20 protein-coding genes and 1 riboswitch are annotated in these 25,811 nt (G+C 64.4%); of the genes, 9 read left to right on the top strand and 11 right to left on the bottom strand.

Annotated elements, in window-relative coordinates; all coding sequences use genetic code 11:
- Nucleotides 1-45: 45 nt before the first annotated feature.
- From ACIP02_RS16210 to ACIP02_RS16225, 4 genes are all read right to left on the bottom strand, one after another.
- Entirely contained in the window at nt 46-1,065 is a 1,020-nt protein-coding gene (locus tag ACIP02_RS16210; protein ID WP_400617862.1) for a branched-chain amino acid aminotransferase, read from the bottom strand.
- Nucleotides 1,066-1,201: 136 nt separating this feature from the next.
- On the bottom strand, nt 1,202-2,779 hold the full coding sequence (locus tag ACIP02_RS16215; RefSeq protein ID WP_400617864.1) for an ATP-binding cassette domain-containing protein: 1,578 nt from the start codon (nt 2,777-2,779) through the stop codon (nt 1,202-1,204).
- A gap of 522 nt (nt 2,780-3,301) precedes the next feature.
- Nucleotides 3,302-3,661 carry a hypothetical protein gene (locus ACIP02_RS16220; protein ID WP_400617866.1) on the bottom strand — a complete coding sequence of 120 codons (360 nt, stop codon included), beginning with the start codon at nt 3,659-3,661 and terminating at the stop codon, nt 3,302-3,304.
- Nucleotides 3,658-4,035 (bottom strand): glyoxalase superfamily protein, encoded by a 378-nt coding sequence (locus tag ACIP02_RS16225; RefSeq protein ID WP_400617867.1) that lies wholly within the window; start codon nt 4,033-4,035, stop codon nt 3,658-3,660. Before ACIP02_RS16225 ends, ACIP02_RS16220 begins: the two co-directional genes overlap by 4 nt.
- A 101-nt stretch (nt 4,036-4,136) precedes the next feature.
- Nucleotides 4,137-4,354: riboswitch (cobalamin riboswitch) on the top strand.
- 99 nt (nt 4,355-4,453) lie between these two features.
- Here ACIP02_RS16225 and cobW point away from each other — a divergent pair.
- From cobW to ACIP02_RS16245, 4 genes are all read left to right on the top strand, one after another.
- A complete protein-coding gene (cobW, locus tag ACIP02_RS16230; RefSeq protein ID WP_054904763.1) occupies nt 4,454-5,521 on the top strand; it encodes a cobalamin biosynthesis protein CobW in 1,068 nt (355 codons plus the stop codon).
- 3 nt (nt 5,522-5,524) lie between these two features.
- Nucleotides 5,525-9,286 (top strand): cobaltochelatase subunit CobN, encoded by a 3,762-nt coding sequence (gene cobN, locus ACIP02_RS16235; RefSeq protein ID WP_400617870.1) that lies wholly within the window; start codon nt 5,525-5,527, stop codon nt 9,284-9,286.
- Between the two features lies 1 nt (nt 9,287).
- Nucleotides 9,288-10,301 carry an ATP-binding protein gene (locus ACIP02_RS16240; RefSeq protein ID WP_400617871.1) on the top strand — a complete coding sequence of 338 codons (1,014 nt, stop codon included), beginning with the start codon at nt 9,288-9,290 and terminating at the stop codon, nt 10,299-10,301.
- 77 nt (nt 10,302-10,378) lie between these two features.
- The gene (locus tag ACIP02_RS16245; RefSeq protein WP_400617873.1) at nt 10,379-10,969 is read left to right on the top strand and encodes a VWA domain-containing protein; all 591 of its coding nucleotides are present in this window, start codon (nt 10,379-10,381) and stop codon (nt 10,967-10,969) included.
- A gap of 106 nt (nt 10,970-11,075) precedes the next feature.
- Here the strand turns inward: ACIP02_RS16245 and ACIP02_RS16250 are convergent, their stop codons facing one another.
- Complete coding sequence (locus ACIP02_RS16250; RefSeq protein WP_003247923.1) at nt 11,076-11,342, bottom strand: hypothetical protein; 267 nt, start codon at nt 11,340-11,342, stop codon at nt 11,076-11,078.
- Between the two features lie 342 nt (nt 11,343-11,684).
- Between ACIP02_RS16250 and ACIP02_RS16255 the strand changes: the two genes are divergently transcribed.
- From ACIP02_RS16255 to ACIP02_RS16265, 3 genes are all read left to right on the top strand, one after another.
- The gene (locus ACIP02_RS16255; RefSeq protein WP_400617876.1) at nt 11,685-13,010 is read left to right on the top strand and encodes a sigma 54-interacting transcriptional regulator; all 1,326 of its coding nucleotides are present in this window, start codon (nt 11,685-11,687) and stop codon (nt 13,008-13,010) included.
- A 284-nt stretch (nt 13,011-13,294) separates the two neighbouring features.
- Nucleotides 13,295-14,437, top strand: coding sequence for a MexC family multidrug efflux RND transporter periplasmic adaptor subunit (locus tag ACIP02_RS16260; protein ID WP_400617878.1), 1,143 nt, complete (start codon nt 13,295-13,297; stop codon nt 14,435-14,437).
- Nucleotides 14,438-14,452: 15 nt separating this feature from the next.
- The gene (locus tag ACIP02_RS16265; protein WP_400617880.1) at nt 14,453-17,584 is read left to right on the top strand and encodes a multidrug efflux RND transporter permease subunit; all 3,132 of its coding nucleotides are present in this window, start codon (nt 14,453-14,455) and stop codon (nt 17,582-17,584) included.
- Nucleotides 17,585-17,828: 244 nt separating this feature from the next.
- Here the strand turns inward: ACIP02_RS16265 and ACIP02_RS16270 are convergent, their stop codons facing one another.
- The 3 genes from ACIP02_RS16270 to ACIP02_RS16280 all read right to left on the bottom strand — a co-directional run bounded on the left by ACIP02_RS16270 (nt 17,829) and on the right by ACIP02_RS16280 (nt 21,218).
- A complete protein-coding gene (locus ACIP02_RS16270; protein WP_400617882.1) occupies nt 17,829-18,386 on the bottom strand; it encodes a TetR/AcrR family transcriptional regulator in 558 nt (185 codons plus the stop codon).
- Nucleotides 18,387-18,619: 233 nt separating this feature from the next.
- Entirely contained in the window at nt 18,620-20,620 is a 2,001-nt protein-coding gene (locus ACIP02_RS16275) for a U32 family peptidase (protein WP_400617884.1), read from the bottom strand.
- Between the two features lie 217 nt (nt 20,621-20,837).
- Entirely contained in the window at nt 20,838-21,218 is a 381-nt protein-coding gene (locus ACIP02_RS16280; RefSeq protein WP_400617886.1) for a RidA family protein, read from the bottom strand.
- 136 nt (nt 21,219-21,354) lie between these two features.
- Here ACIP02_RS16280 and ACIP02_RS16285 point away from each other — a divergent pair, with 136 nt between their 5' ends.
- Nucleotides 21,355-22,047 carry a tRNA (adenine(22)-N(1))-methyltransferase gene (locus tag ACIP02_RS16285; RefSeq protein ID WP_400617888.1) on the top strand — a complete coding sequence of 231 codons (693 nt, stop codon included), beginning with the start codon at nt 21,355-21,357 and terminating at the stop codon, nt 22,045-22,047.
- A 1-nt stretch (nt 22,048) separates the two neighbouring features.
- Here ACIP02_RS16285 and ACIP02_RS16290 read toward each other — a convergent pair whose 3' ends face one another.
- On the bottom strand, nt 22,049-22,312 hold the full coding sequence (locus ACIP02_RS16290) for a DUF2790 domain-containing protein (RefSeq protein ID WP_400617890.1): 264 nt from the start codon (nt 22,310-22,312) through the stop codon (nt 22,049-22,051).
- A 125-nt stretch (nt 22,313-22,437) separates the two neighbouring features.
- Between ACIP02_RS16290 and ACIP02_RS16295 the strand changes: the two genes are divergently transcribed.
- Complete coding sequence (locus tag ACIP02_RS16295) at nt 22,438-23,370, top strand: LysR family transcriptional regulator (RefSeq protein WP_400617892.1); 933 nt, start codon at nt 22,438-22,440, stop codon at nt 23,368-23,370.
- Between the two features lie 147 nt (nt 23,371-23,517).
- Here ACIP02_RS16295 and ACIP02_RS16300 read toward each other — a convergent pair whose 3' ends face one another.
- Both ACIP02_RS16300 and ACIP02_RS16305 read right to left on the bottom strand, forming a co-directional pair.
- A complete protein-coding gene (locus ACIP02_RS16300) occupies nt 23,518-24,669 on the bottom strand; it encodes an acyl-CoA dehydrogenase family protein (RefSeq protein ID WP_400617894.1) in 1,152 nt (383 codons plus the stop codon).
- Nucleotides 24,670-24,685: 16 nt separating this feature from the next.
- Nucleotides 24,686-25,756, bottom strand: coding sequence for an enoyl-CoA hydratase/isomerase family protein (locus tag ACIP02_RS16305; protein WP_400617896.1), 1,071 nt, complete (start codon nt 25,754-25,756; stop codon nt 24,686-24,688).
- Between the last annotated feature and the right edge of the window lie 55 nt (nt 25,757-25,811).

The raw sequence follows: 25,811 nt of genomic DNA on the forward strand, positions 1-25,811 counted from the left end.
GCATGCCTTCGCTGGCATGCCCCGTTTTCATACCGCCAAAGCGCCTCAGGCGACTTTGACGATCCAGCCTGCCGGTGCTTCGACATCACCGCTCTGGATGCCGGTCAGCTCGTTGTAGAGCTTCTGGGTAACCGGGCCGACTTTTTCCAGGTCGTGGAACACGTGCAGCTTGCCGTTGTACTCGATGCCGCCGATCGGGGTGATCACCGCAGCGGTACCGCAAGCGCCGGCTTCGATGAAGCGGTCCAGCTTGCTGATTTCCACGTCGCCTTCGACCACGGTCAGGCCCAGGCGCGATTGTGCCAGTTCCATCAGCGACAGGCGGGTAATGCCTGGCAGCACCGACGCCGATTTCGGGGTGACGAATTCATGGTTGGCGGTGATGCCGAAGAAGTTGGCCGAACCGACTTCTTCGATCTTGGTGTGGGTCAGCGGGTCGAGGTAGATGGCGTCGGCGAAGTTGGCTTTCTTCGCTTCAGCGCCCGGCTGCAGGCTGGCGGCGTAGTTGCCACCGACCTTGGCCGCGCCGGTGCCTTGTGGGGCGGCGCGGTCGAAGCTGGAAATCTGGAAGTTGTGCGGCTTCATGCCGCCCTTGAAGTACGAGCCAACCGGGATGGCGAATACCGAGAAGATGAACTCGGGGGCGGTGCGCACGCCAATGTTGTCACCGGTGCCGATCACGAACGGGCGCAGGTACAGGGCGCCTTTGCCGTGCGGTGGCACGAACTTTTCGTTGGCCTTGACCACTTGCTTGCACGCCTCAATGAACACATCGGTCGGCACGTGCGGCATCAGCAGGCGGGCGCAGCTGCGCTGCATGCGGGCGGCGTTCTGGTCTGGGCGGAACAGGTTGATCGAGCCGTCCTTGCAACGGTAGGCCTTCAGGCCTTCGAAGCACTGCTGGCCGTAGTGCAGGGCCGTGGAGCCTTCACTGATGTGCAGCACGTTGTCTTCGGTCAGGGTGCCCTTGTCCCACTCGCTATTGCGCCATACGGACAGGTAGCGTTTGTCGGTCTTGATGTAGTCGAAACCCAGCTTGTCCCAGTTAATGCTTTCGTTGCTCATGACACCCTCATTGTCTTGCAAGTGCCCGATCGCTCGGGCTGCTGTTATATGCGCACCATGCCACCTTAATACATCCTTGGCGGATCGGGAACGGCCAGTCACGAATTGATAGCCTGCGATGCATTTTTTTCATTTCCTACAGCTGCAGGTAGGCGTCAAGCGCAAGGTTTTGCAGCAGTACCGTGTCGTGCGAGGCCACCACCAGCGCCCCGCGAAACTGCCCGAGCATGCGCTCCAGTGCTGCCAGCGATGGCAAGTCCAGGTGGTTGCCGGGTTCGTCCAGCAGCAACAGGTCGAGCGGCCGCTCGCGGTACAGAACAGCGGCCAGCGCTGCTTTCATCCGCTCACCGCCGCTGAGCAGGCTGCTGGGCAGCTCGATACGCGCCGCATCCAGGCCCAATTGCGCCAGGCGGCTGCGTAATTCGCCCTGGGCCAGTGACGGGTTGGCCTGGCGCAGGTGCTCGAGCACGCTGGTGTCGCCCGGCAAGCTGCTGCAATGCTGGTCGAGCAGGGCGGTTTCGCCGCTCAGGCGCAGGCACTCGGCGGGTGCCGGCAACTCGCCGTTCACCAGTTTGAGCAACGTGGACTTGCCACTGCCATTGGCACCGACCAGGCCCACCCGCTGGCCCAGGCACACGCGCAGGTCAAGTGGCTTGCGGGTGCCATGGGGCAGGCGCAGTGCCTGCAGGGCCAATACTTCGCGCCCCGCATGGCGCTGCGGCGTAGGTGCATGCAGGGTAATGGCAATGTCCTGCTCCACTTCGCGGCTGGCGTCACGCACTTTGCCCTGCAGCGCCTGCTGGGCGTCGCGGTGGTCGCGGCGTTGCTTGCCTGCCGTGGCCTGGCTGCGCTGCTGCTGGCGGTCGAGCAGGATCCTGGCCTGATTGGCGTGCCTGGCCTGGCGCCCGGCTCGCGCTTGATGCCGCTCCAGGTCTTCGCGCTGACGCTGGCGTTCATGGGCCTGGCGTTGTTGCTCCTGTTTCAGCCGGGCAAGGTGCTGTTGGGCCTGCTCCGTCTGGCTGGCCTTCAGTGCCGAATAAAAGCTGTAGTTGCCGCCGAAAGCCTGCAAACCCAGGCTGGACAACTCGACGATGCGCTCCATGTGCGCCAGCAGGCTGCGGTCGTGGCTGATCACCAGCAGGCCGCGGTCCCAGGCCTGGATCGTACCCAGCAACTGGGCGCGGGCGTCGCTGTCCAGGTGATTGCTGGGTTCGTCGAGAATCAGGTAGTCGGCATCGCTGAGCCAGGCGCCGATCAGCGCCACGCGCATGGCCTGGCCGCCGCTGAGGCTATGGGCGGGCTGGCGCCAGTCGAGTTGGCCCAGGCCATGGCGTTGCAGTTGCGCTTGCAGTTGCTCGCGGATATCCCAGCGTTCGCCAACGGCGTCGAAATCGCCCGGTTCGACGCTGCCTTGCTCGATGCGCTCAAGCGCCGCAATCACGCTGCTTACTTGAGCCAGGTCGGCAAGTGTGGCGCTTTGCTCGATCACTTGCTGGTTCAGCAGGTGGACAGGCCCAAGCCGCCGGCACTGGCCGCTGCTCGGTTCGCGCTGGCCGGCGAGTATCTGCCCGAGCAGGCTCTTGCCCACGCCATTGCGCCCGACCAGGCCGGTGCGGCGGTGGTCGAAAGTTTCGTTGAGGTCGGTAAATAGCAGCCTGCCATCAGGCAGGGCCAGGGCGACGCTGTCCAGCGCCAGGATCGACGTGTTCGTCATGTGCAACTCCACAAATGCCGCGACATCTCCGGAGCGAACCGGAGGCTGAAGACTGGCCGTCGAAGGGACGGCGGCATTAATGGCGCATTGGACGAATACCTCTTTGTGGGGGAGTGAGGAGCGTAGCGGACTGACCGGGGAGGGTAAAGTCTTGCCGGCTGTGTGGTTGGGTGAGGGCTGCAAGGGGTTCGCCGCAACATTTTCAGCGCCTGTGAGATCGAGCGCCGCCCGCGCGGCGCTTCGCGGCACAAGGCCGCTCCCACATCTGTTTCGGGCCAGTTACTCCTGTGCCACAGGCGCGCGCACCCTTGGTGCATGGCAGGACATCGATGAAAAGCAGAGGCGTCACCTTCAATGTTGAACGGGACAATCAAGGCGGACAGAGGAGGCCTCACAGGAGTGACTGGCCCGAAACAGATGTGGGAGCGGCCTTGTGCCGCGAAGCGCCGCGCGGGCGGCGCTCGATCTCGTAGGCGCTGAAAATGTTGCGGTGAACACCTGGCGGCCGCCAGGCCCCCGGGCTCAGCGCCCCATCAAGCGCTTGGCCCAATCGCCGCCGTGGCTCTTCTTGCAGGCTTCTTCACTGTCAAACCTTACATGCCAGGCCGGATGGTCCAGCGCAATGCCGGCCTGCTCCAGCGCCAGGCCGGTCAGCGCCAGCATGCGCCCCTTCGCGTCACCCGCCACGGCAACGGCCTTGTCGGCCTCGTGCTCGAACACCCAGGTAATACGCAGGCTGGCCGGAAAATGGTCGGGATCAAGGCGATGGGTAAGCCAACTGAACCCGACGATTTCCCCCTTGGCGGTTTCGCAGGCCTCTGTCAGGCACACCACCAGTTCCCGCTCCAGCCGGGCCATTTCGCGTTTGCCCATAGCCTTCACGGGTTGGTCTCGTCATCTATTTGCTGGCAAAAGCGCAGGCGGTTGCCGAACGGGTCATACACCTGCATCTGCAAGCCCCAGTCCAGGCGCTCAGCCTCAGGCCGGGCATAGCCGTACTGTTTGGCCTGCAGCTCACGCTCCAGCGCGCGCAAATCGTCGATGCGGGCGAACACGGTAGAGCCTGGGCAAGCATCGCCATGGTGCTCGGACAGGTGCAAGATCAGGCCGTCGCGGTGAATCTGCAGGTACAACGGCAGGTCCGGGCTGAAGCGGTGCTCCCAGTCGACGCTGAAGCCCAGGAAGTCGAGGTAGAACTCGCGGGCCTTGTCGACCGAGAAAATGCGCAGTACCGGTATGGCGGGGGCGAGGTGCATGAGGGCGTCCTTGACCGTGGGGAAAGGCGCCACTGTAACCCAGTTGCCCTGTCAGGGGCGCTCAGCCCGGCAGCAATGGTTGACCACCCGCCAACCACTGCGTAGCCTTGCCACTTCGAGGTTCTTCGGCCAGGCCGAAGCTAAGACGGGAACGCGGTACAAGCCGCGGCTGCCCCCGCAACTGTAAGCACCGACAACGGATCGACACAGCCACTGCGCCAGCGCGCGGGAAGGCGTCATCCCGCCAGCCCACTGTTTAACAGCATGGGCAACTGGAACGGTGCGAGCCAGGAGACCTGCCTCGTGACGTTTTCGACTTTCAACCGGGCGGGGTGATCCGGTGGCGAACAAGCCCGGCCGGCCTGGCCCGTGGCTGTCGTCCTGCATGCCCGCGCCATACTGCCAAGGGCAATGCGACATGAAAACACTGGCCAAGCTCCCCGTCACCATCGTTACTGGCTTCCTCGGCTCGGGCAAGACCACCTTGCTGCGCCACATGCTCGACAACGCCCAGGGCCGCCGCATTGCGGTCATCGTCAACGAGTTCGGCGAACTGGGTATCGATGGCGAAATCCTCAAGCAATGCAGCATCGGTTGCACGGAAGAAGAGGCCACTGGCCGCGTCTACGAGCTGGCCAACGGCTGCCTGTGCTGCACCGTGCAGGAAGAATTCTTCCCGGTGATGCGCGAACTGGTGGCACGCCGTGGCGACCTCGACCACATTCTGATCGAAACCAGCGGCCTGGCCCTGCCCAAGCCATTGGTGCAAGCCTTCCAGTGGCCGGAAATCCGTAACGCCTGCACCGTCGACGCGGTCATTACCGTCGTCGACAGCCCGGCCGTGGCCGCCGGCACCTTTGCCGCCTACCCGGACCAGGTTGATGCGCAGCGCAAGCTCGACCCGAACCTGGACCACGAATCGCCACTGCACGAGCTGTTCGCCGACCAACTGGCCAGTGCCGACCTGGTGGTATTGAACAAGGCCGACCTGATCGACGCCGAAGGCCTGGCCAAGGTCCGCGCCGAAGTCGCCGAAGAACTGCCGCCAGCGGTGAAGGTGGTCGAGGCCAGCAGCGGTAAGCTGCCATTGGAAGTGCTGCTGGGCGTGGGCGCCGAATCCGAGGCGCACATCGATGGCCGCCGTACCCACCACGACTCGCACCACGACGGTGACGACCATGACGATCATGACCACGACGCCTTTGATTCCATCTCCATCGACCTGCCGGAAGCCGACGAAAGCCTGCTGCTCGACGCCCTGACCCAGCTGGTGGTGGAGTTCGGCATCTTGCGTGCCAAAGGCTTCGCTGCCATCCCGGGCAAGCCCATGCGCCTGCTGGTGCAAGGCGTGGGCACCCGTTTCGACAAGCACTTCGACCGTGCCTGGCGCGCCGACGAGCCGCGCATCACCCGCTTGGTGCTGATCGGCCAGGACCTCGATGCAGCCCAGCTGGAAGCGCGCCTGCGCCAGGCCCTGGGCGCCTGACCCATGCACCTGCTGCGGACCCAGCCCGGCGGCTTCGTGCCGGATGACAGCATTGCCGACCTCGGTCAGACACCCGCCGAACTGGTGATTCTCTGCAGCGGCGATTCACACCTGGCATTGCTCGCCGACACCGCCGAGCAATTGCCCGAAGACTTCCCCAGCCTGCGCCTGGCCAACCCGATGCAGGTGCAGAACCATGCCTCGGTGGACTTGTATGTCGACGAGGTGCTGCGCCATGCCAAGGTCATCCTGGTGTCGCTGCACGGTGGCGTCGGCTACTGGCGCTATGGCGTCGAGCAACTGGTCGAACTGGCTGCCCGTGGCGTGCAGCTGATCCTGGTGCCGGGCGACGACCGCCCGGACCCGGAGCTTACCCGCCTGGGCAGCGTCACCGGCGCGCAGGCCGAACGCCTCTGGCACTACCTGCGCCAGGGCGGCAAGGCCAACGCCATCAACCTGTTCAACTGCCTGGCCAGCCAGTGGCTGGGCCGCGACTATGCCTGGGACGAGCCCCAGCCGTTGCCGCGCACGGCGGTGTACCACCCGCAGAAGGGCAGCGCGGCGCTGGAGGACTGGTACCCGCAGTGGCACCCCGAACAGCCGGTGGCGCCGCTGCTGTTCTACCGTTCGCACCTACAAGCTGCCAACACCGCGTTCATCGACGTGTTCTGCCAGCGCTTGCAGGCGGCCGGGTTGAATCCGCTGCCGATCGCTGTGGCCAGCCTCAAGGAAAGCGCCTGCCTGGAGCAGGTCGAAGCCTGGCTGGACGAGGTCGGGGCCGAGGTGCTGGTCAATACCACCGGTTTCGCCCTGTCCAGCCCCGAACGCTCCAACCTGCGCCCGTTCCGCCGCGATATCCCGGTGTTGCAGGCCATTTGCGCGCAGGACAACCAGCCCGGCTGGGAAGCCAGCGAGCAGGGCCTTGGCGCGCGTGACCTGGCCATGCACATTGCCTTGCCAGAGCTGGACGGGCGCATCATCACCCGCCCGGTCAGTTTCAAGGACATGGCCTGGCGCAGCGAGCGCAGCCAGTCCGACGTGGTGTGCTACCGCGCCCACCCCGAGCGCATGGACTTCGTTGCCGAACTGGCGCGGCGCTGGGTCGAATTGGCGCGCCTGCCCAATGCACAGAAGCGCGTGGCCCTGGTGCTGGCCAACTACCCGACCCGCGATGGCCGCATTGGCAATGGCGTGGGCCTGGACACACCGGCAGCCGCGCTGAACATCCTCAAGGCGTTGCAGGCCGCAGGCTACCCGCTGGCCGAGTTGCCGGGCAGCGGCACACAACTGATTCATCAGTTGCTGGGCGGCGTGACCAACGACCTCGACCACCTCGACCAGCGCCCCTGTGCCCAGAGCCTGAGCCTGGCCGACTACCATGCCGCGTTCGAGCGCTTGCCCGAGGCTAACCGCCAGGCAGTACTGGAACGCTGGGGGGCGCCCGAACAGGACCCGATGTACCGCAGTGGCCGGCTGATGGTCGCCGGCCTGCGCTTTGGCCTGACTTTCGTCGGTATCCAGCCGGCACGCGGCTACCAGGTGGACCCCAGCGCGGTGTACCACGACCCCGACCTGGTGCCGCCGCACGGTTACCTGGCGTTCCATTTCTGGCTGCGCCATGCCTTTGCCGCCGACGCGGTGATTCACGTTGGCAAGCACGGCAACCTCGAGTGGCTGCCCGGCAAGGGCGTCGGGCTGTCGGCGCAGTGCTGGCCGGACGCCTTGCTCGGCCCGCTGCCGAACATCTACCCGTTCATCGTCAACGACCCGGGCGAGGGTGCCCAGGCCAAGCGCCGCACCCAGGCAGTAATCATCGACCACCTGATGCCGCCGCTGACCCGCGCCGAAACCTACGGCCCGTTGCGCCACCTGGAGCAACTGGCCGACGAGTTCTACGAAGCGCAACTGCTTGACCCGCGGCGTGCCCGCGAGTTGCAACGCGACATCCTCGAGCTGGTCAAGGCCAACCACATCGACCGTGAGCTGCAACTGGAAGGCCAGCTGGACGATGCCGCCGTGTGGCTGCCACGGCTGGACACCTACCTGTGCGACCTCAAGGAGTCGCAGATACGCGATGGTCTGCATGTGTTCGGCGAGTCGCCCACGGGCCGGCTGCGCCTGGATACCTTGTTGGCGTTGCTCAGGGTCGAGCGTGGCGACGGTCGCGGCGGCAATGCCAGCCTGCTGCGGGCCTTGGCCAAGGCGTTGGTACCGGGCTTCGACCCGCTCGATTGCGAACTCGGCCAGCCGTGGCGGGGCGCCCACCCCGAGCAGTTACAGGCGGTGAGCAGCGAGCCATGGCGAACCTGTGGCGATACCCGCGAGCGCCTCGAACTGTTGGCGCTGCAGGTGATCGAGCAGGCGTTGGGCGACACGGCAGTATTGCCGGCCCTTGCCCCATGGCAGCCGGTACAGGATGTGGTGCAGGCCCTGCGCGAAGCGGTGGCACCCGGCCTGGATGCCTGCGGCGCTGCCGAAATGAATGGCCTGCTGGCGGCGCTGGCCGGGCGCTTCGTGCCCGCTGGCCCCAGTGGGGCGCCCAGCCGTGGCCGCCTCGACGTGCTGCCCACTGGCCGTAACTTCTATACCGTGGACGTGCGCAACCTGCCCACCACCACGGCCTGGCGCCTGGGCTTTGCCTCGGCCAACCTGATTCTTGAGCGCCACCTGCAGGACCACGGCGATCACCTGCGTCAGCTGGGCTTGTCGGTGTGGGGCACGGCGACCATGCGCACCGGTGGCGACGATATCGCCCAGGCGATGGCGCTGATGGGCGTGCGGCCGGTATGGGCCACGGGCAGCCAGCGCGTTGACGACTTTGAAATCCTGCCGCTGAGCCTGCTTGACCGCCCGCGGGTGGACGTGACCCTGCGTGTCTCCGGGTTCTTTCGTGATGCCTTCGGCAACCTCATCCGCCTGTTCGACGCGGCGGTGCAGGCGGTGGCCGCACTGGACGAGCCCGACGACCTCAACCCCTTGGCTGCCCGCGTGCGCAGCGAGCGCGCCGTGTTGCAGGCACAAGGCGTGGACGCCGAGCAAGCTGCGCGCCAGGCCGGCTGGCGGGTGTTCGGTGCCAAACCCGGGGCCTACGGTGCCGGGGTGCAGAACGCCATCGACGGGCGGCTGTGGCACAGCCGCGACGACCTGGCCGAGGTGTACCTCAACCACGGCGGCTACGCCTACGGCGCCAGCGACGACGGCACCCCGGCCCGCGCCCAGTTCGCCCAGCGCCTGGCCAAGGTACAGGCGGTGCTGCAGAACCAGGACAACCACGAGCACGACCTGCTCGATTCCAATGACTATTACCAGTTCCAGGGCGGCATGCTGGCCGCGTCGGAAACCTTGAGCGGGGCTGGCGTGGCCAGCTACCACGGTGACCATAGCCAGGCCGACCGGCCGCGCATCCGTACCTTGAAGGAAGAACTGAACCGGGTGATCCGCGCCCGTGCGCTCAACCCTAAGTGGCTCGACGGGGTCAAGCGCCACGGCTACAAGGGCGCCTTCGAGATGGCGGCGACGGTCGACAACCTGTTTGCCTTCGACGCCACCACCCACCTGATCGACGACCATCATTACCAGGGGCTGGCCGATGCCTATGTGCTCGACCCGGCAACCCGCGATTTCATGCGCGAGCACAACCCCGAGGCCCTGCGCGACCTCACCGAGCGCTTGCTGGAGGCCCAGCAGCGTGGCCTGTGGCAAGCGCCGGGCGACTACCGCGAAGCCCTTGAGGAACAACTGCTCGACGGCGAGGAACAGGCTTGAAATGAGTGAACCCGTGCAATTTCCACTGGCCGCCGTGGTCGGTGCCGACGACCTGAAGCTGGCGCTGTGCCTGACCGCCATCGACCCGAAAATCGGCGGCGTGCTGATTGAAGGGCCGCGCGGCATGGCCAAGAGCACCTTGGCCCGTGGCCTGGCCGACCTGCTTGGCGAAGGCCCATTCGTCACCTTGCCGCTGGGCGCCAGTGAAGAGCGGCTGGTCGGCACCCTCGACCTGGATGCCGCCTTGGGGCAGGGCAAGGCACAGTTCTCGCCGGGCGTGTTGGCCCAGGCTGACGGTGGCGTGCTGTATGTCGATGAAGTCAACCTGCTGCCCGATACCCTGGTCGACCTGTTGCTCGACGTGGCCGCCAGCGGTACTAACCGCATCGAGCGCGACGGTATTTCACACCGGCACAGTGCCCGTTTCGTGCTGATCGGCACCATGAACCCGGAAGAAGGCGAGCTGCGCCCGCAACTGCTCGACCGTTTCGGCCTGAACGTGGTGCTGGAGGGGTTGCCCGAGCCCGAGGCACGGCAGCAGATCATTCGCCGGCGCCTGGCGTTTGACAGCGACCCGCAAGCGTTCTGCGCGCAATGGGTTACGGCCCAGGCGCAACTGCGTGAGCGTTGCCAAGCGGCACGTCACGCGCTGGCCGGTATTGCCCTGGACGACCAGGCGCTGGCCTGGATTACCGAGCGCTGCTACGCCGCTGGCGTCGATGGCCTGCGAGCCGACCTGGTGTGGCTGCGTGCAGCGCGTGCCCACTGCGCCTGGCGCGGTGCTGCCGCCATCACCGAAGCGGATGTCGAGGCCGTGGCCGAGTTCGCCTTGCGCCATCGCCGCCGTGTCAGGCCCCAGGCCAACCCGCCGTCGCCGCCGGAACAGCAGGCCGGTCAGCAGGGGGGCGCAAACGCTGGCGGACAGGGCGGGCAGGGCGACTGGGGGGCATTGCCGGCACAGCCGGTAGTCAGCGGCGCCCGCCGTGAGGTGCCGAACTGGGCAAAAAAGCCCTGAGCATCCCCCAGCCACCTGCCACAGGGGCGGATGCCAAAGCGGGTGCAGGCAAGCAGTACGGTGTCAGCCGTGGCCGCGTGCGTAATGCGGCGGCCGGCCGGGTAGCCTGGCTGCCGACCTTGCTGAAGGGGCGACCACGCCAGCGGCAGGACTTGTGTTGGCAACAGCGCCAAGGCAAACCCGCAGAGTTGTGGCTGGTGATTGTCGATGCGTCGGCCTCGACGCGTCGGCATCAGGCCCTGTCTCAAACCAAAGGGTTGCTGGCGGCACTGTTCGACCAAGCCTATCGCCAGCGTGCCCGGCTGGCCTTGCTGACCGCCAGTGGGCGCACGCCGCAATGGCAGCGCCACGGCTTGAAGGCTTCGGCCGCGTTGCAGCCCTGGTTACAGGCTTTAGGGGCTGGAGGTGGGACGCCATTGATCGCGGCCTTGGAGCAGGCCCGGCAGTGGCTACTGGCGCGGCAACAGGCGCATCCGCAAGAAGCCGTGCGCTGCCTTGTATTTACCGACGGTCGCCTGCAAAACGGGAACACGGTGCAGCCGATGCCCTGTGCCACGTTATTGGTGGATATGGAACTGGCGCCGGTGCGCCTGGGGCGTGCACAGCGGCTGGCTGAACAATTGCGGGCGGATTACCAGCATGTGCAGCAGTTCAAGGTCGTGGAATGAACAGTGCCTGCGCGGCATTATGTCGCAATAACAAAAGTTGCCAACGCTGCGCCAAGGAAGTTGCACAAGTGCGTGGCGCTGCACGCACTTGTTTTACCGGTCGCAATTATTTTGGCATCGACCAGGGTTGCAGGTCGTAACCTTTTTCGCACAGTTCGGCGCGCACTTCTTCGATCAGACTGGCCCACTGGGCCGGGTCGGAATAGATACGCGAAGACACTTGCTTGGCGCCGATGCGGGTGCTGGTCCGGTCGATCACTGCCAGGCTTAGTTCACCAGTACCGTTGGGTGCATCCCAGGCTACGCACTGGAAAGGTTCGAAGGCGTGGTCGGCAATCAGCAGTGCTTCGTTGACACGGAGCGGGGCATTCATGGTTCGGTCTCTCTATGGTCCCAAACAGCGAAGTTAAGTCCGCGTTGCTTAAAAGTCGCCTCAATCATCGCGAAGTGCAGCGCGGGGTTATGTGTACTGATGCTCGTTGTCCAGGGGTAAGTCACACAGGGGTTGTAAATTTTTTTGTCAGGGGCAAATCCGTTGTTCCCTGCGCCGCCATGTGATGTCGATAAAATGCGAAAATTCCCGTGGAGGATTGTAAAAAAATGCGTCGGCAGACAGACGGTACTAGGAACCGTCAACTTCATTGCTACTGTTAATCGGGCGCCACAACTTGCTGTTTTACTTCAAAAAACCAAAAACTGGCGCCAAGGATCGGTCATGCAACAGCCTGCCGCCCAACGTCGTTTGCTTATCGTCGACCCCTGCGACGACTGCCATCGTCTATTGCCTGGCCTGCACAACGCGGGCTGGGATGTGGACAGCTGTATGCTCGCCTCTGCCCTGGATCACCCTTGCGATGTAGGCCTGTTGCGCTTGCAGGCGTCGCACCTGCGCCACCCGGACGCGGTCAAGGACATGATCAAGCGCAGCAACACCGAATGGATCGCCGTGCTCAGCGCCGAGCAGCTGCGCATGCCGGCTTTCGGCGATTTTGTCTGTGAATGGTTTTTCGACTTCCACACCTTGCCGTTCGATGTATCCCGGGTGCAGGTCACGCTGGGCCGGGCGTTCGGCATGGCGCGGTTGCGCGGCAAAGGGGCGGTCAAGGTCGATGAGGCCACCCACGAGTTGCTGGGCGAAAGCCGGCCGATCCGCGAGTTGCGCAAGTTGCTGGGCAAACTGGCGCCGACTGAGTCACCGGTACTGATCCGCGGTGAAAGCGGTACCGGCAAGGAGCTGGTGGCGCGTACCCTGCACCGCCAGTCGCAGCGCAGCGAGCAGCCGTTCATCGCCATCAACTGTGGGGCAATCCCCGAACATTTGATTCAGTCCGAACTGTTTGGCCATGAGAAGGGCGCCTTCACCGGGGCGCATCAACGCAAGGCCGGGCGCATCGAAGCCGCGCATGGCGGCACGTTGTTCCTTGATGAAATTGGCGACCTGCCGCTGGAATTACAGGCCAACTTGCTGCGCTTCCTGCAGGAAAAGCATATCGAGCGGGTGGGCGGCAGCCAGCCGATTCCGGTGGATGTGCGGGTGTTGGCGGCAACCCACGTGGACCTGGAGCGGGCCATCGAGCAAGGGCGTTTTCGTGAAGACCTGTATTACCGCCTGAACGTGTTGCAGGTGGTCACTGCACCGCTGCGCGACCGGCATGGCGACTTGTCGATGCTGGCCAGCCACTTTGCCCATTTCTACAGCCTGGAAACCGGCCGCCGGCCACGTTCATTCAGCGACCACGCCTTGGCGGCGATGGGCCGGCATGACTGGCCCGGCAATGTCCGCGAACTGGCCAACCGCGTACGGCGTGGGCTGGTGCTGGCCGAAGGGCGGCAGATCGAGGCGCAGGACCTGGGTTTGCAGTTGCTCGACCAGGAGCAACAACCACTGGGTACGCTGGAAGAGTACAAACACCGCGCCGAGCGACAGGCGCTGTGCGATGTGCTCAACCGGCACAGTGACAACCTGAGTGTCGCGGCCAAGGTGCTGGGTATTTCGCGGCCGACGTTTTACCGGTTGTTGCACAAGCACCAGATTCGTTGACCCCCTCTGGCAGAGCCCGACGCTGTCTGTGTAGGAGCGGCCTTGTGTCGCGATCGGGCGCGCAGCGGCCGCAATTCCTGCATCCCCAATATCCCTGGCAGACCGCGTCGCCTGAATTGCGGCCGCTGCGCGCCCGATCGCGACACACGGCCGCTCCTACACCGGCCGGCTAACGGCAGATCACTTCACAATTATTAACAAAGTATCAAATGAGACAAAATTGACTCATTTCATCTCCGATAATATCATTCGGGCCGTTTTTCCATCTCAAGCTCGGGTGAATCATGAGCAACTTGCGTGCAATAGGAATGGCCAGCTGCCTGCTGGCGGCCGTCGCTTTGGCCGGTTGCGGCGAAGCAGAAGCGCCGCCGTCTGCGGCCCAAAGCGCCTTTCCGGTGCAGACCGTGACGGTCGCCAGCGAACCCCTGACCCTGGCGGCCACCCTGCCGGGCCGGGTCGAGCCCATGCGCGTCGCCGAGGTGCGCGCGCGGGTGGCTGGCATCGTTCTGCACAAGCGCTTCGAAGAGGGTGCCGACGTCAAGGCCGGTGAGGTGCTGTTCCAGATCGACCCGGCGCCGTTCAAGGCCGCATTGGCACGCACCGAGGCCGACCTGGCCCGGGCCCGGTCGGTCATGCTCGAAGCCCAGGCACGCGTGCGTCGCTATGAACCCTTGGTGAAGATCGAAGCCGTCAGCCAGCAGGACTTCGACACTGCCAGCGCCGACCTGCGCAGTGGCCAGGCCGCTGTACGTTCAGCCCAGGCTGATGTCGAGACCGCGCGCCTGAACCTGGGCTATGCCACCGTCAAGGCGCCGATCTCTGGCCGTATCGGCCGTGCACTGGTCACCGAAGGCGCGCTGGTGGGGCAGGGTGACGCCACGCTGATGGCGCGTGTCCAGCAACTCGACCCGATCTACGTCGACTTCACCCAGTCCGCGGCCGACGCCCTGCGCCTGCGCCAGGCCTTGAAGGATGGCGCACTGGCCGCGGGCGACCAGCAGGCCCTGACCGCCCAGGTCGAAGGCACTGACTACCAGCGCCAAGGTGCGCTGATGTTCACCGACATCGCGGTTGACCGCGGCACCGGCCAGGTCACCCTGCGCGGTCGCTTCGACAACGCCGACGGCATCCTGCTGCCAGGCATGTATGTGCGCGTGCGCACCCCGCAGGGCACCGACAACCAGGCCATCCTGGTCCCGCAGCGCGCCATCCAGCGCGGCAGCGACGGTGAGGCGCGGGTGATGCTGGTTGGTATTGACGGCATGGCCGAGGCCCGCAGCGTACGCACCGGTGCCATGCACGGCGCCCGCTGGCAGGTCACCGAAGGCTTGCGACCAGGTGACCAGGTGATCGTTGGTAGCCCGGCTGGCCTGGCCCCTGGCATGCCGGTGGCCCCGGCCCCGGCGCAACAAGCCGCTGCGCGCTAAGGCGAGGGTAACGCGATGTCCAAGTTCTTCATCAAACGGCCGAACTTCGCCTGGGTCGTGGCGCTGTTCATTTCCCTGGCCGGGCTGCTGGTCATTCCTTCACTGCCGGTAGCCCAGTATCCCAACGTGGCACCGCCACAAATCACCATCACCGCAACCTACCCGGGGGCCTCGGCCAAGGTGCTGGTGGAATCGGTCACCAGCATCATCGAAGAGTCGCTGAACGGCGCCAAGAACCTGCTGTACTTCGAGTCGACCAATAACTCCAACGGCATGGCCGAAGTGGTGGTCACCTTCGAGCCGGGCACCGACCCGGAACTGGCCCAGGTCGATGTGCAGAACCGCCTGAAAAAGGCCGAAGCCCGCATGCCGCAGGCGGTGACCACCCAAGGCATCGAGGTTGAGCAGACCAGCGCCGGCTTTTTGCTGATCTACGCCCTCAGTTACAAGGAAGGCGCCGGCCAGGCCGACACCACGGCGCTGGGCGACTACGCTGCGCGCAACATCAACAACGAACTGCGCCGGGTACCGGGCGTGGGCAAGTTGCAGTTCTTCTCCTCGGAAGCCGCCATGCGCGTGTGGGTCGACCCGCAGAAGCTGGTCGGCTTCGGGTTGTCGATCGATGACGTGAGCACTGCCATCCGCGGCCAGAACGTGCAGGTGCCGGCGGGCAGCTTCGGCAGCGCGCCGGGTAGCAGCCAACAGGAGCTGACTGCCACCCTGGCGGTGCAAGGCACCCTGGACGACCCGCAGGCGTTCGGCCGCGTGGTGCTGCGCGCCAACCCGGACGGCTCGCTGGTGCGCCTGGCCGATGTCGCCCGCCTGGAAGTGGGCATGGAAAGCTACAACTTCGCCTCGCGCCTGAACGGCAAACCCGCCGTGGCCGGTGCGGTGCAGCTGGCACCGGGTGCCAATGCCCTGAAAACCGCCGACCTGGTCAAGGAGCGCCTGGCCGAACTGAGCGCGTTCTTCCCCGAAGGCGTCGAGTACTCGGTGCCGTACGACACCTCGCGCTTTGTCGACGTGGCCATCGAGAAGGTCATCCACACCCTGCTCGAAGCCATGGTGCTGGTGTTTCTGGTGATGTTCCTGTTCCTGCAGAATTTTCGCTATACGCTGATCCCGTCGATCGTGGTGCCGGTGTGCCTGCTGGGTACGTTGATGGTGATGAAGCTGATGGGCTTCTCGGTGAACATGATGACCATGTTCGGCATGGTGCTGGCTATCGGCATCCTGGTCGACGACGCCATCGTGGTGGTGGAAAACGTCGAGCGGATCATGGCCGAGGAGGGGCTGACACCGGTCGACGCGACCATCAAGGCCATGGGCCAGGTATCTGGCGCCATCATCGGCATTACCCTGGTGCTGTCGGCGGTGTTCATGCCGCTGGCGTTCATGTCCGGCTCGGTGGGGGTGATCTACCAGCAGTTCTCGCTGTCGCTGGCCGTGTCGATCTTGTTCTCGGGCTTCCTTGCGCTTACCTTCACCCCGGCGTTGTGCGCCACGCTGCTGAAGCCGGTGGGTCCCGGGCACCATGAAAAGCGCGGTTTCTTTGGTGCCTTCAACCGTGGCTTTGCGCGGCTCACCGAGCGCTATTCGGTATTGAACAAGGCCCTGGTGCGGCGTGCCGGCCGCTACATGCTGGTGTATGCGGGGATCCTGGCCATGCTGGGCTATTTCTACCTGCGTTTACCCGAGTCGTTCGTGCCGGTAGAAGACCAGGGCTATGCCATTGTCGACGTGCAGCTGCCGCCTGGCGCCAGCCGAATGCGTACCGACGCCACCGGGCAGGCCCTGGAGCAATTTCTGATGTCGCGTGAGGCACTGGCGTCCGCGTTCATGGTCAGTGGTTTCAGCTTCTCTGGCATGGGCGAGAACGCTGCGCTGGCGTTCCCCACCTACAAGGATTGGTCGCTACGTGGTGCCGAGCAATCGGTGGACGCCGAAACCCAGGCGATCAATGCACAGTTCGCCGGCTACGGCGATGGCGCGATCATGGCGGTCAACCCACCGCCGATCGACGGCCTGGGCAATGCCGGTGGTTTTGCCCTGCGCCTGCTCGACCGCGGCGGCCTGGGCCGTGAAGCCTTGCTGGCGGCGCGTGACCAGATTCTTGGCGAGGCCAACGGCAACCCGGTCATCCTCTACGCGATGATGGAAGGCCTGGCCGAAGCGCCGCAGCTGCGGGTCGACATCGACCGGGAAAAAGCCCGCGCCCTTGGCGTAACCTTCGAAACCATCAACAACACCCTGGCCACTGCCTTTGGTTCGGCGGTAATCAACGACTTCACCAACGCCGGCCGGCAACAGCGGGTGGTGGTGCAGGCCGAGCAGGGCGAGCGCATGACCCCGGAAAGCGTATTGCGCCTGTATGTGCCGAATGCCGATGGCCAGCAGGTGCCGTTCAGCAGTTTCGTCAGCACCCGCTGGGAAGAAGGGCCGGTGCAGATCGTGCGTTACAACGGCTACCCGTCGATCCGCATTTCCGGCGACGCGGCCCCTGGCTACAGCACCGGCCAGGCGATGGCCGAGATGGAGCGCCTGGTCAGCGAACTGCCGCCGGGTATCGGTTACGCCTGGACTGGCCTGTCGTACCAGGAAAAGGTCTCCAGCGGCCAGGCCAGCAGCCTGTTCGCCCTGGCCATCCTGGTGGTGTTCCTGCTGCTGGTGGCGCTGTACGAGAGCTGGGCGATCCCGCTGACGGTGATGCTCATCGTGCCGATCGGTGCGCTGGGGGCGGTGCTGGCAGTCATGGTCACCGGCATGCCCAACGACGTGTACTTCAAGGTAGGCCTGATCACCATCATTGGCTTGGCGGCGAAGAACGCCATCCTCATCGTCGAATTTGCCAAAGAATTGTGGGAGAAGGGTTACAGCCTGCGTGACGCTGCCATCGAGGCCGCACGTTTGCGCTTCCGGCCCATCGTGATGACCTCGATGGCGTTCATCCTCGGCGTGGTGCCCCTGGCCATCGCCAGCGGCGCCGGCGCCGCGAGCCAGCGGGCAATCGGTACTGGGGTGATCGGCGGCATGCTCAGCGCCACCCTGCTCGGTGTGCTGTTCGTACCGATCTGTTTTGTCTGGGTGTTGTCGCTGCTCAAGCGCAAGCCAGCGCCGCAGGCCCAACCTGCCGAGGTGCTGGAGTAATGGATATGTGTGGCTGAGAAAGGCTCCTTTGGTTGGATGATCCAACCGTCTTGGCCCTTGGGACTTGTGCCCAAGGGCCTTTTTTTTCCTGATGTCTACACCGTCATTGTAGGAGCGGCCTCGTGTCGCGATGGGCCGCAACGCGGCCCCGGCAATTCATGCTGCGAAGCTGAGAAACTGGGGGCGCTGCGCACCCCATCGCGACACAAGGCCGCTCCTACAGGGGACCGTATCAACTTGGCTATCAGGGTCTGGCTTGGGCGCCATGCAGGAACAGCTGTTCCAGCGCCTGCGCCGAGTTGGCACTGGCCGCGCGCCCGCGCCGTTCGGCATCGACCATGCCGTAGATCTGGGTAATGAACATCTCGGTAAACACCGCCGCGCTGATGTCGATGCGCAACACGCCCAGCTGTTGCGCCCGCAAAAAGAACGCATCCATCGCCTGGGTATAGGCCAGCCAGCGGCGGTCTTCGCTGTCGCCCAGGAGGGTGTCCGGGCGGTACTGGAACATCAGGAATACCAGCATTTCACGGTGCTTGAGGTGTTCGGCAATCAGGTGGCGCACCGCAGCCAGGGGGGCGGCGTTGTGCAAATCGGCATTGTCGATCACCTGGTTGAGTACCTGCTCACCATGGTTTTCCAGCATGGCAACCAGGTTGTCACGGGTGCCGCAGAAGCGGTGCAAGGTGGCTTTGCTGACGCCAGCGGTTTCGGCCAGCTCCTTGAGGGTGGCGCGGGGGTGGACCACGATGGCGTGGGCCAGGGCCTTGAGCAGGCGTTCATCGTGGGGGGTAGGATGCATCTAAGTGCCTCGCGTGGGTTGCATGGCAATTATTGTGCAGAGAATAGGCGGGGGATCAAGCTTTTGGGTCTCAGATGAGACTTCTTTGTGCCTTTGCGGGCCTCTTCGCGGCTAAAGCCGCTCCTACAACGACCGCGTCGCCCGTGAGGGCCGCGCGGTTACACGCGCGGTCATACGCGGTCAATTGTAGGAGCGGCTTTAGCCGCGAAAGGGCCCTAACAGGCTAATAAAGATCAATGCGCCCCACGCGGAATCGTCTTCAGCAGGTCTTCCGGGCTGATATGCCCAACCACCTGTGCCACCGCACTGCCCGGGGTCGGCAGGTCGATGATGTGGTTTTTCATCTTGCCGATTACATGCATCTCGCACGGTTTGCAGTCGAACTTCAGGGTCAGCACTTCGTCCCCCTGAATCAGCTGCATCGGTGCCACCTTGGTGCGCACGCCGGTCACGCCCTTGGCCTGCTTGGGGCACAGGTTGAAGGAGAAGCGCAGGCAGTGCTTGGTAATCATCACCGGCACTTCGCCGTGCTCTTCATGGGCCTCGTAAGCCGCGTCGATCAGCTGCACGCCATGGCGGTGGTAGAAGTCGCGGGCCTTCTGGTTGTACACGTTGGCCAGGAACGACAGGTGCGACTCGGGGTACACTGGCGGCGGCGTGGTTTCGGCCTTGCGCCCGCCACGCGGGTGCGCCTGCACACGTGCGGCAGTCAGCGCCTCGATGGCTTCGCGGCGCAGGGCCTTGAGCTGCGAGTTGGGGATGAAGTACGCCTGCGGGGCATCCAGCTCGATGCTGTCGGCGTGGTACATCGTGGTGCCCAGTTGGCCGAGCAGGTCGTGCAATTGCTCCAGTGCCTGCTGCGGCTTGTTGGCTGCGCCGAACGGGCCTTCCAGGGCTACCTGCACGCTGACGCCTTCTTCGCTGCTGAGGGTCAGCATCAGGCGTTGCTCACGCAGTACCGCGTGCCATTCAACGGCAACCCGGCGCTCGGACGAGGTCCGTTGCAGGGCCTGCTGCCAGTTGTGGTCGAGGTTGCGTGACAGCGGGTGGTTGGGCCGCAGTTTGTACAGGCCCTCGGGCATTTCGTTGGGCTCGACACGGTAGCGGTAGCGCTTGTTGCCGTCTTCCTCGAACTCGCCACGCGGTTCGGCGATATTGGCGCGGAAACCCACCACTTCGCGCTTTACCAGCACATTCAGGCCATCGCCGTTGGTCAATGGCACGTCAGTGACCACTTGCATGTCGCGTTTGCCGACCTTTTCCACCACACCCACTGGCAGGCCGGTGAAGGTTGGCGAGTCGAAGGCGCCGATATCGACCTTACGGTCGGTGACGAAGTAGTCGGTGCTGCCGCGGTGGAAGGTCTTGTCCGGGTCGGGCAGGAAGAAGTGCTCGGTACGGCCACTGGACGCACGGGCATACGCCGGGCGGCCTTCGAGGATGGCGTCGAGCTCTTTGCGGTAGTGGGCGGTGATGTTCTTCACATAGCCCATGTCCTTGTAGCGGCCCTCGATCTTGAACGAGCGCACGCCGGCATCGACCAGGTCGGCCAGGTTGGCGGTCTGGTTGTTGTCCTTCATCGACAGCAGGTGCTTTTCAAACGCTACCACGCGGCCCTGGTCATCCTTCAGGGTGTAGGGCAGGCGGCAGGCTTGCGAGCAGTCGCCGCGGTTGGCACTGCGGCCAGTCTGCGCGTGGGAGATGTTGCACTGGCCAGAGAAGGCCACGCACAGCGCACCGTGGATGAAGAACTCGATGGCGGCATCGGTTTCGGCGGCGATGGTGCGGATTTGCTGCAAGTTCAGCTCGCGCGCCAGAACCAGCTGCGAGAACCCGGCCTGGTCGAGGAACTTGGCCCGCTCCAGGGTGCGGATGTCGGTCTGGGTGCTGGCGTGCAGCTCGATGGGCGGGATGTCCAGCTCCATCACCCCCAGGTCCTGCACGATCAGCGCATCGACGCCAGCATCATACAGCTGGTGGATCAGCTTGCGTGCCGGCTCCAGCTCGTTGTCGTGGAGGATGGTGTTGATGGTGGTGAACACGCGTGCGTGGTAGCGACGTGCGAACTCGACCAGTTCGGCGATATCGCCAACTTCGTTGCAGGCGTTGTGGCGCGCGCCGAAGCTTGGGCCGCCGATATAGATGGCATCAGCGCCGTGCAGGATCGCCTCACGGGCGATGGCCACGTCACGGGCAGGGCTGAGCAGTTCCAGGTGATTCTTTGGAAGGGACATGTCGTTATATTTTCGGGCTGTCACGGTTTAGGCGGGCATTGTAGCGGTGAAACGGACCGGGGGCATCATTGGGGTGCTTGTAGGAGCGGCCTTGCGTCGCGAAAGGGCCGCAAAGCGGCCCCGGCAATATTTGCGGCGAAGCTGAAACTCTGGGGGCGCTGCGCACCCCGATCGCGACGCAAGGCCGCTCCTACAGGGATTGCGGATTACGCGAAAGTTAGCGCTTGGCAGCCATCGCAGTCACTTCAACGCGCATGCCGTCGAATGCCAGCGAGGCCACGCCCACTGCAGCACGCACCGGCCAAGGTTTGCTGAAGAAGCGCTGGTACACCTCGTTGAACGCCGCGCGGTCGGCCATGTCGGTCAGGTAGATGGTCAGGTGCAACACCCGGTCCATGCCGCTGCCGGCCTTCTCCAGTGCCACCTTCAGCGCCTGCAGGGTGCACTCGCTTTGCTCGACGATGCCGCCCAGCTCCAGGCTGCCGTCGGCGTGGGTCGGGATTTGCGTGGTGACCAGCACGCCGTTGTACTCGGCGACGTCGGAGGAAATCGACTCGGTGTCCGGGTCCGGGGTGTAGATGATGTCTGCATTTGCCATGGTGTGTGTTGCCTTGCACGGAAGGAAAACGGCAAGCCTACGCGAGCACACGGGGCGGGTCGAGGGTGCCCCGGTGTTTGAAATGCGCGGCATTCGCCGTCAGAATCGCGGCCGATTGCAAAACCAGGGGTTTACGTTGAACGAACAGACTTTGTCCAGGCGCCTGGAGCGCGTGGCCGCCCATGTGCCACAGGGCGCGCGCCTGGCCGACATTGGCTCGGACCATGGCTTTCTGCCGGTGGCCTTGATGTTACGCGGCGTAATTGAGGCCGGGGTGGCAGGTGAGGTGGCGCAGACGCCGTTCGCTTCGGCCCAGCGCACTGTGCGCAGGAACGGGCTGGAGGACCGCGTCACCGTGCGCCTGGCCGATGGGCTGGCAGCGGTCGAGCCGCACGACCGTATCTCGGTGGTGAGCCTGTGCGGCATGGGCGGCGAAACCATGTGCGAGATCCTGGAGGCCGGCAAGCAGCGCCTGGCCGGCGTTATGCGCCTGGTGCTCCAGCCCAATGGCGCCGAGCGCGATTTGCGCCAGTGGCTGGCGGGCAATGGCTACCGGATCGTCAGTGAAGAATTGCTGCGGGAAAACCGCTTCGACTACGAAATCATCGTTGCCGAGCCGGGCGTGGCGGTGTACACCGCTGAACAGCTGTACTTTGGCCCGGTGCTAATGCAGGAAAAAAGCCAGGCGTTCCTGGTCAAATGGCGGCGCATGCTGCGGCAGAAGCAACAGACCTTGGCCAATTTCCAGCGGGCCCGGGACGCTGTGCCTCAGGCAAAGATTGACGACTTCAACCAGCAGGTGGGCTGGATCACCCAGGTACTGGGCTGACTTACTGTTGCGAGCAGTTGCCCATTTCCCGGTAAGCGACTTCGCGCTTCTGGCCCTGGTGGTCGACGTACACCATGTGTGCGGTGCCCACCTGGCAGTCGGCGGCGTTGCTGGCCGGGGTGATGGAGATGACTTTGGCCACATCCAGCGGCATGCCGTATTCGTAGTTGCTGCTGCTGACCGCCTGGTTGCTACCGGTATCGGCAAAAGCACCCCACGAAGCAAGGGCAGCGGCAACGGCAAGGACAGCGATCGAACGTTTCATGGCAGGCTCCTTTTTTCAATGTATGACTAATGATGTATTCATTGGTCATGCACAATAAAGGGGCTATTTCGTGATAGATTCCTGCGAGTAACGCAAGAATAAGACCGAACAAGGAGCACACCTTCATGGACATGCTGCATGCCATGCGTACCTTCGCCCGTGTGGTGGAATGTGGCAGCTTCGCTGCGGCCGCCAACGCCCTGGATATTTCTGCGGCGCAGGTGTCGCGCATCGTTGCGGAGCTGGAAAACCAGCTGCAGACCCGCTTGCTGCACCGCACCACACGGCGCTTGCGCATGAGCGAGGCGGGCGAGCGGTTTCTTGAGCGGGCGCGGCAGATCATGCTGTTGACCGAAGAGGCGGTAGGCGAAGCCCGAGGCGCACACCTGACCCCACGTGGCCACCTGCGTTTACACTGCCCGCACGGCCTGGGGCTGTTACTGATGCCGCTGGTAGCGGGTTATAACGCGCTGTTTCCGGACGTGGTGATCGAACTGACCCTGTCGCAGCGCAACCCCGACCCGCTGGCTGAAGGGCATGATGTGGTGATTACCGTCGACGGCGCGCTGCCGGATTCGCAGTTGATCGCGGTGCCGCTGGGTAACATTTTCAGCATTCCCTGCGCAGCGCCCGCTTATCTGGAAGCCCACGGTATACCCGAGCGCCCCGAAGACTTGCACAACCACCGCTGCCTGCGCATGGCTTACCCCATGTATGAAGGCGACTGGGTATTCCCGCAAGGGGTTGACCAGTGCGTGATTGCGCCGAACGACAGCTTTTCGACCAATGTTGCCGACGCCATGCTGGTGGCCAGCGAGCTGGGCATGGGCATTGGCCTGCTGCCGTTCTATACCGCCAGCGAGGCGATCGGGCAGGGGCGCTTGTGCCGGTTGTTGGCGCCGTACCGGTTGAGGGAGAGTGCGCTGTACGCGATGTACCCGTCCCGGCATTACCTGGATGCCAAGGTGCGTACCTGGATCGACTACCTCAAGGAGCAACTGCCGGCGTTGTTCGAGGGGCATGCCAGGGTGGTGGATGATGTGCGGTATTGGCGATAGGCGAGTGACGCTTTCGCAAGCATCTCACCCAACCCTGTGGGAGCGGGTTTACCCGCGAAGAATGCGACACGGTGGATGGCACCGGCTTCGCCGGTGTTCGCGGGTGAACCCGCTCCCACAAGGGCCGCATTCTCGGCGAGATTGTGTTTACAGCGGATAGTGCCTCAACTCCCGCGCAATCAGCATGCGCTGGATCTCGCTCGACCCTTCATAAATCTGGGTAATCCGCGCATCGCGGTAATAGCGCTCCACCGGGTAATCCTCCAGGTAGCCATAGCCGCCGTGCACCTGGATCGCCATCGAGCACACCCGCTCGGCCATTTCCGAGGCGAACAGCTTGGCCTGTGACGCCTCTGACAGGCACGGCTTGCCGGCGCTGCGCAGGCGCGCAGCATGCAGGATCAGCAAACGTGCAGCATTCACCTGCACCTGCATATCGGCCAACAGGTTGGCGATGCTCTGGTGTTCGTTGATCGGCTTGCCAAACTGCACGCGGTCACGCGAGTAGACCAGCGCCGCTTCGAACGCGGCGCGGGCAATGCCCAACGCCTGGGCAGCAATGCCGATACGGCCGCCTTCAAGGTTGGACAAGGCGATCGCAAGGCCCTTGCCACGCTCGCCGAGCATGTTGGCGGCCGGAATGCGGCAGTTGTCGAAGGTGACCGCGCAGGTGTCGGACGCGCGGATGCCCATCTTGTGCTCGCTGCGGTCAACCTTGAAGCCCGGGTTGTCGGTGGGCACCAGGAACGCCGACAGGCCTTTTTTGCCCAGCTCCGGGTCGGTCACCGCGAACACGATGGCCAAACCGGCACGCCGGGCATTGCTGACAAACTGTTTGGCGCCATTGATCACCCAGTGCCCTTCCACCCGCTCGGCACGGGTGCGCAGGTTGTGTGCCTCGGAGCCGGCCTGCGGCTCGGTCAGGCAGAAGCAGCCAATCACTTCGCCCGTGGCCAGGCGCGGCAGCCACTGCTGCTGTTGCTCGGCAGTGCCGTAGGCCAGCAGCGGGCCACAGCCCACCGAGTTGTGGATGCTCATCATCGCCCCGGTGGCACCGCAACCAGCGGCGATTTCTTCCACCGCCAGGGCGTAGGCAACGTAGTCGGTGTAGCTGCCGCCGAAGTCCTCCGGCACCACCATGCCCAGCAGGCCCAGTTCGCCCATTTTGCGCACCACGCCGTCATCGATCCAGCCGGCCTTTTCCCAGGCCTGGGCATGCGGGGCGATCTCGCCACGGGCAAAGTCCCGGGCCATGTCGCGGATCATGATCTGTTCTTCGCTCAGTTCCAGGTCTTGCATCTGTGTACTCCCGGGCTCACAGGCCTTCGAAGAATTGCTCGACCCGCTGGCGCTGCAGTGCAGCCAAGGTCGGCGGGTTCCAGCGCGGTTGCTTGTCCTTGTCGATGATCAGCGCACGCACGCCCTCGATGATATCGCCATGCCGGAACCACTGGCGGTCCAGGTGCAGCTCCATGGCAAAGCAGTCGTCCAGGCCCAGCTGGCGCCCGCGGCGCAGCATCTCCAGGGTAACCGCCATGGCCAGCGGCGAGCGGCTTTCCAGCTGGTCGGCGGTGGCAACGGCCCAGGCATGGCTGTCGCCAATGTTCACCGCGCGCAGTTGCTCAACGATGGCCGGCAGGTCAGGCAGGGCAAAGAAGTGGTCGATGACCGGGCGCAGTTTTTCCAGCGGTGCGTCGCCCAGTACCTGGGTGCCGAGCTTGGCCAGCAGGTTTTGCAGGTCTTTCAGCGGGTTGTCGCCGAACGCCAGTTGGTCGAGGCCTTGGTCCAGAGCCGTGATCTGCTCGCTGGCCAGGTACCAGTCGGCCAGGCCGCAGTACAAGGCGTCGGCCGCCTGGATCTGCGCGCCGCTGACACCCAGGTAGATGCCCAGCTCGCCCGGGAGGCGCGACAGGAAATAGCTGCCGCCCACGTCCGGGAAGTAGCCGATGCCGACTTCGGGCATGCCCAGCCGGCTGCGTTCGGTTACCACGCGCAAATCGCAGCCTTGGGCCAGGCCCATGCCGCCACCGAGGGTGAAGCCGTCCATCAGCACCAGCACCGGCTTACGGTAGCGGTGGATGACCAGGTCGAGGGCGTATTCCTCGACGAAGAAGGTTTCGTGCAGCGTGTCGCCGGCCTTGAAGCTGTCGTGCAGCGAGCGGATATCGCCGCCGGCACAAAAGCCCTTGGGGCCTTCGCCGCGCAACACTACCGCGCGCACGTGTGGGTCTTCGGCCCACTGGTCCAGGTGCTGGCGCAGGCTGCGGACCATGTCCAGGGTCAGGGCATTGAGGCCAGCGGGGCGGTTCAGGGTCAGGTGGGCGACCTGGTTGCGAACCTCGGCCAATACGTGGTCGGTTGCCGAGGGGTGAGCGTGCGCAGTCATTGCGTTCTCCCTGCTTTGTTATTGATTTTCCAAGTGAAGTCTGGAGTTCGCTGGT

The organism is Pseudomonas sp. NPDC089408, assembly GCF_044749445.1.
Lineage (GTDB): Bacteria > Pseudomonadota > Gammaproteobacteria > Pseudomonadales > Pseudomonadaceae > Aquipseudomonas.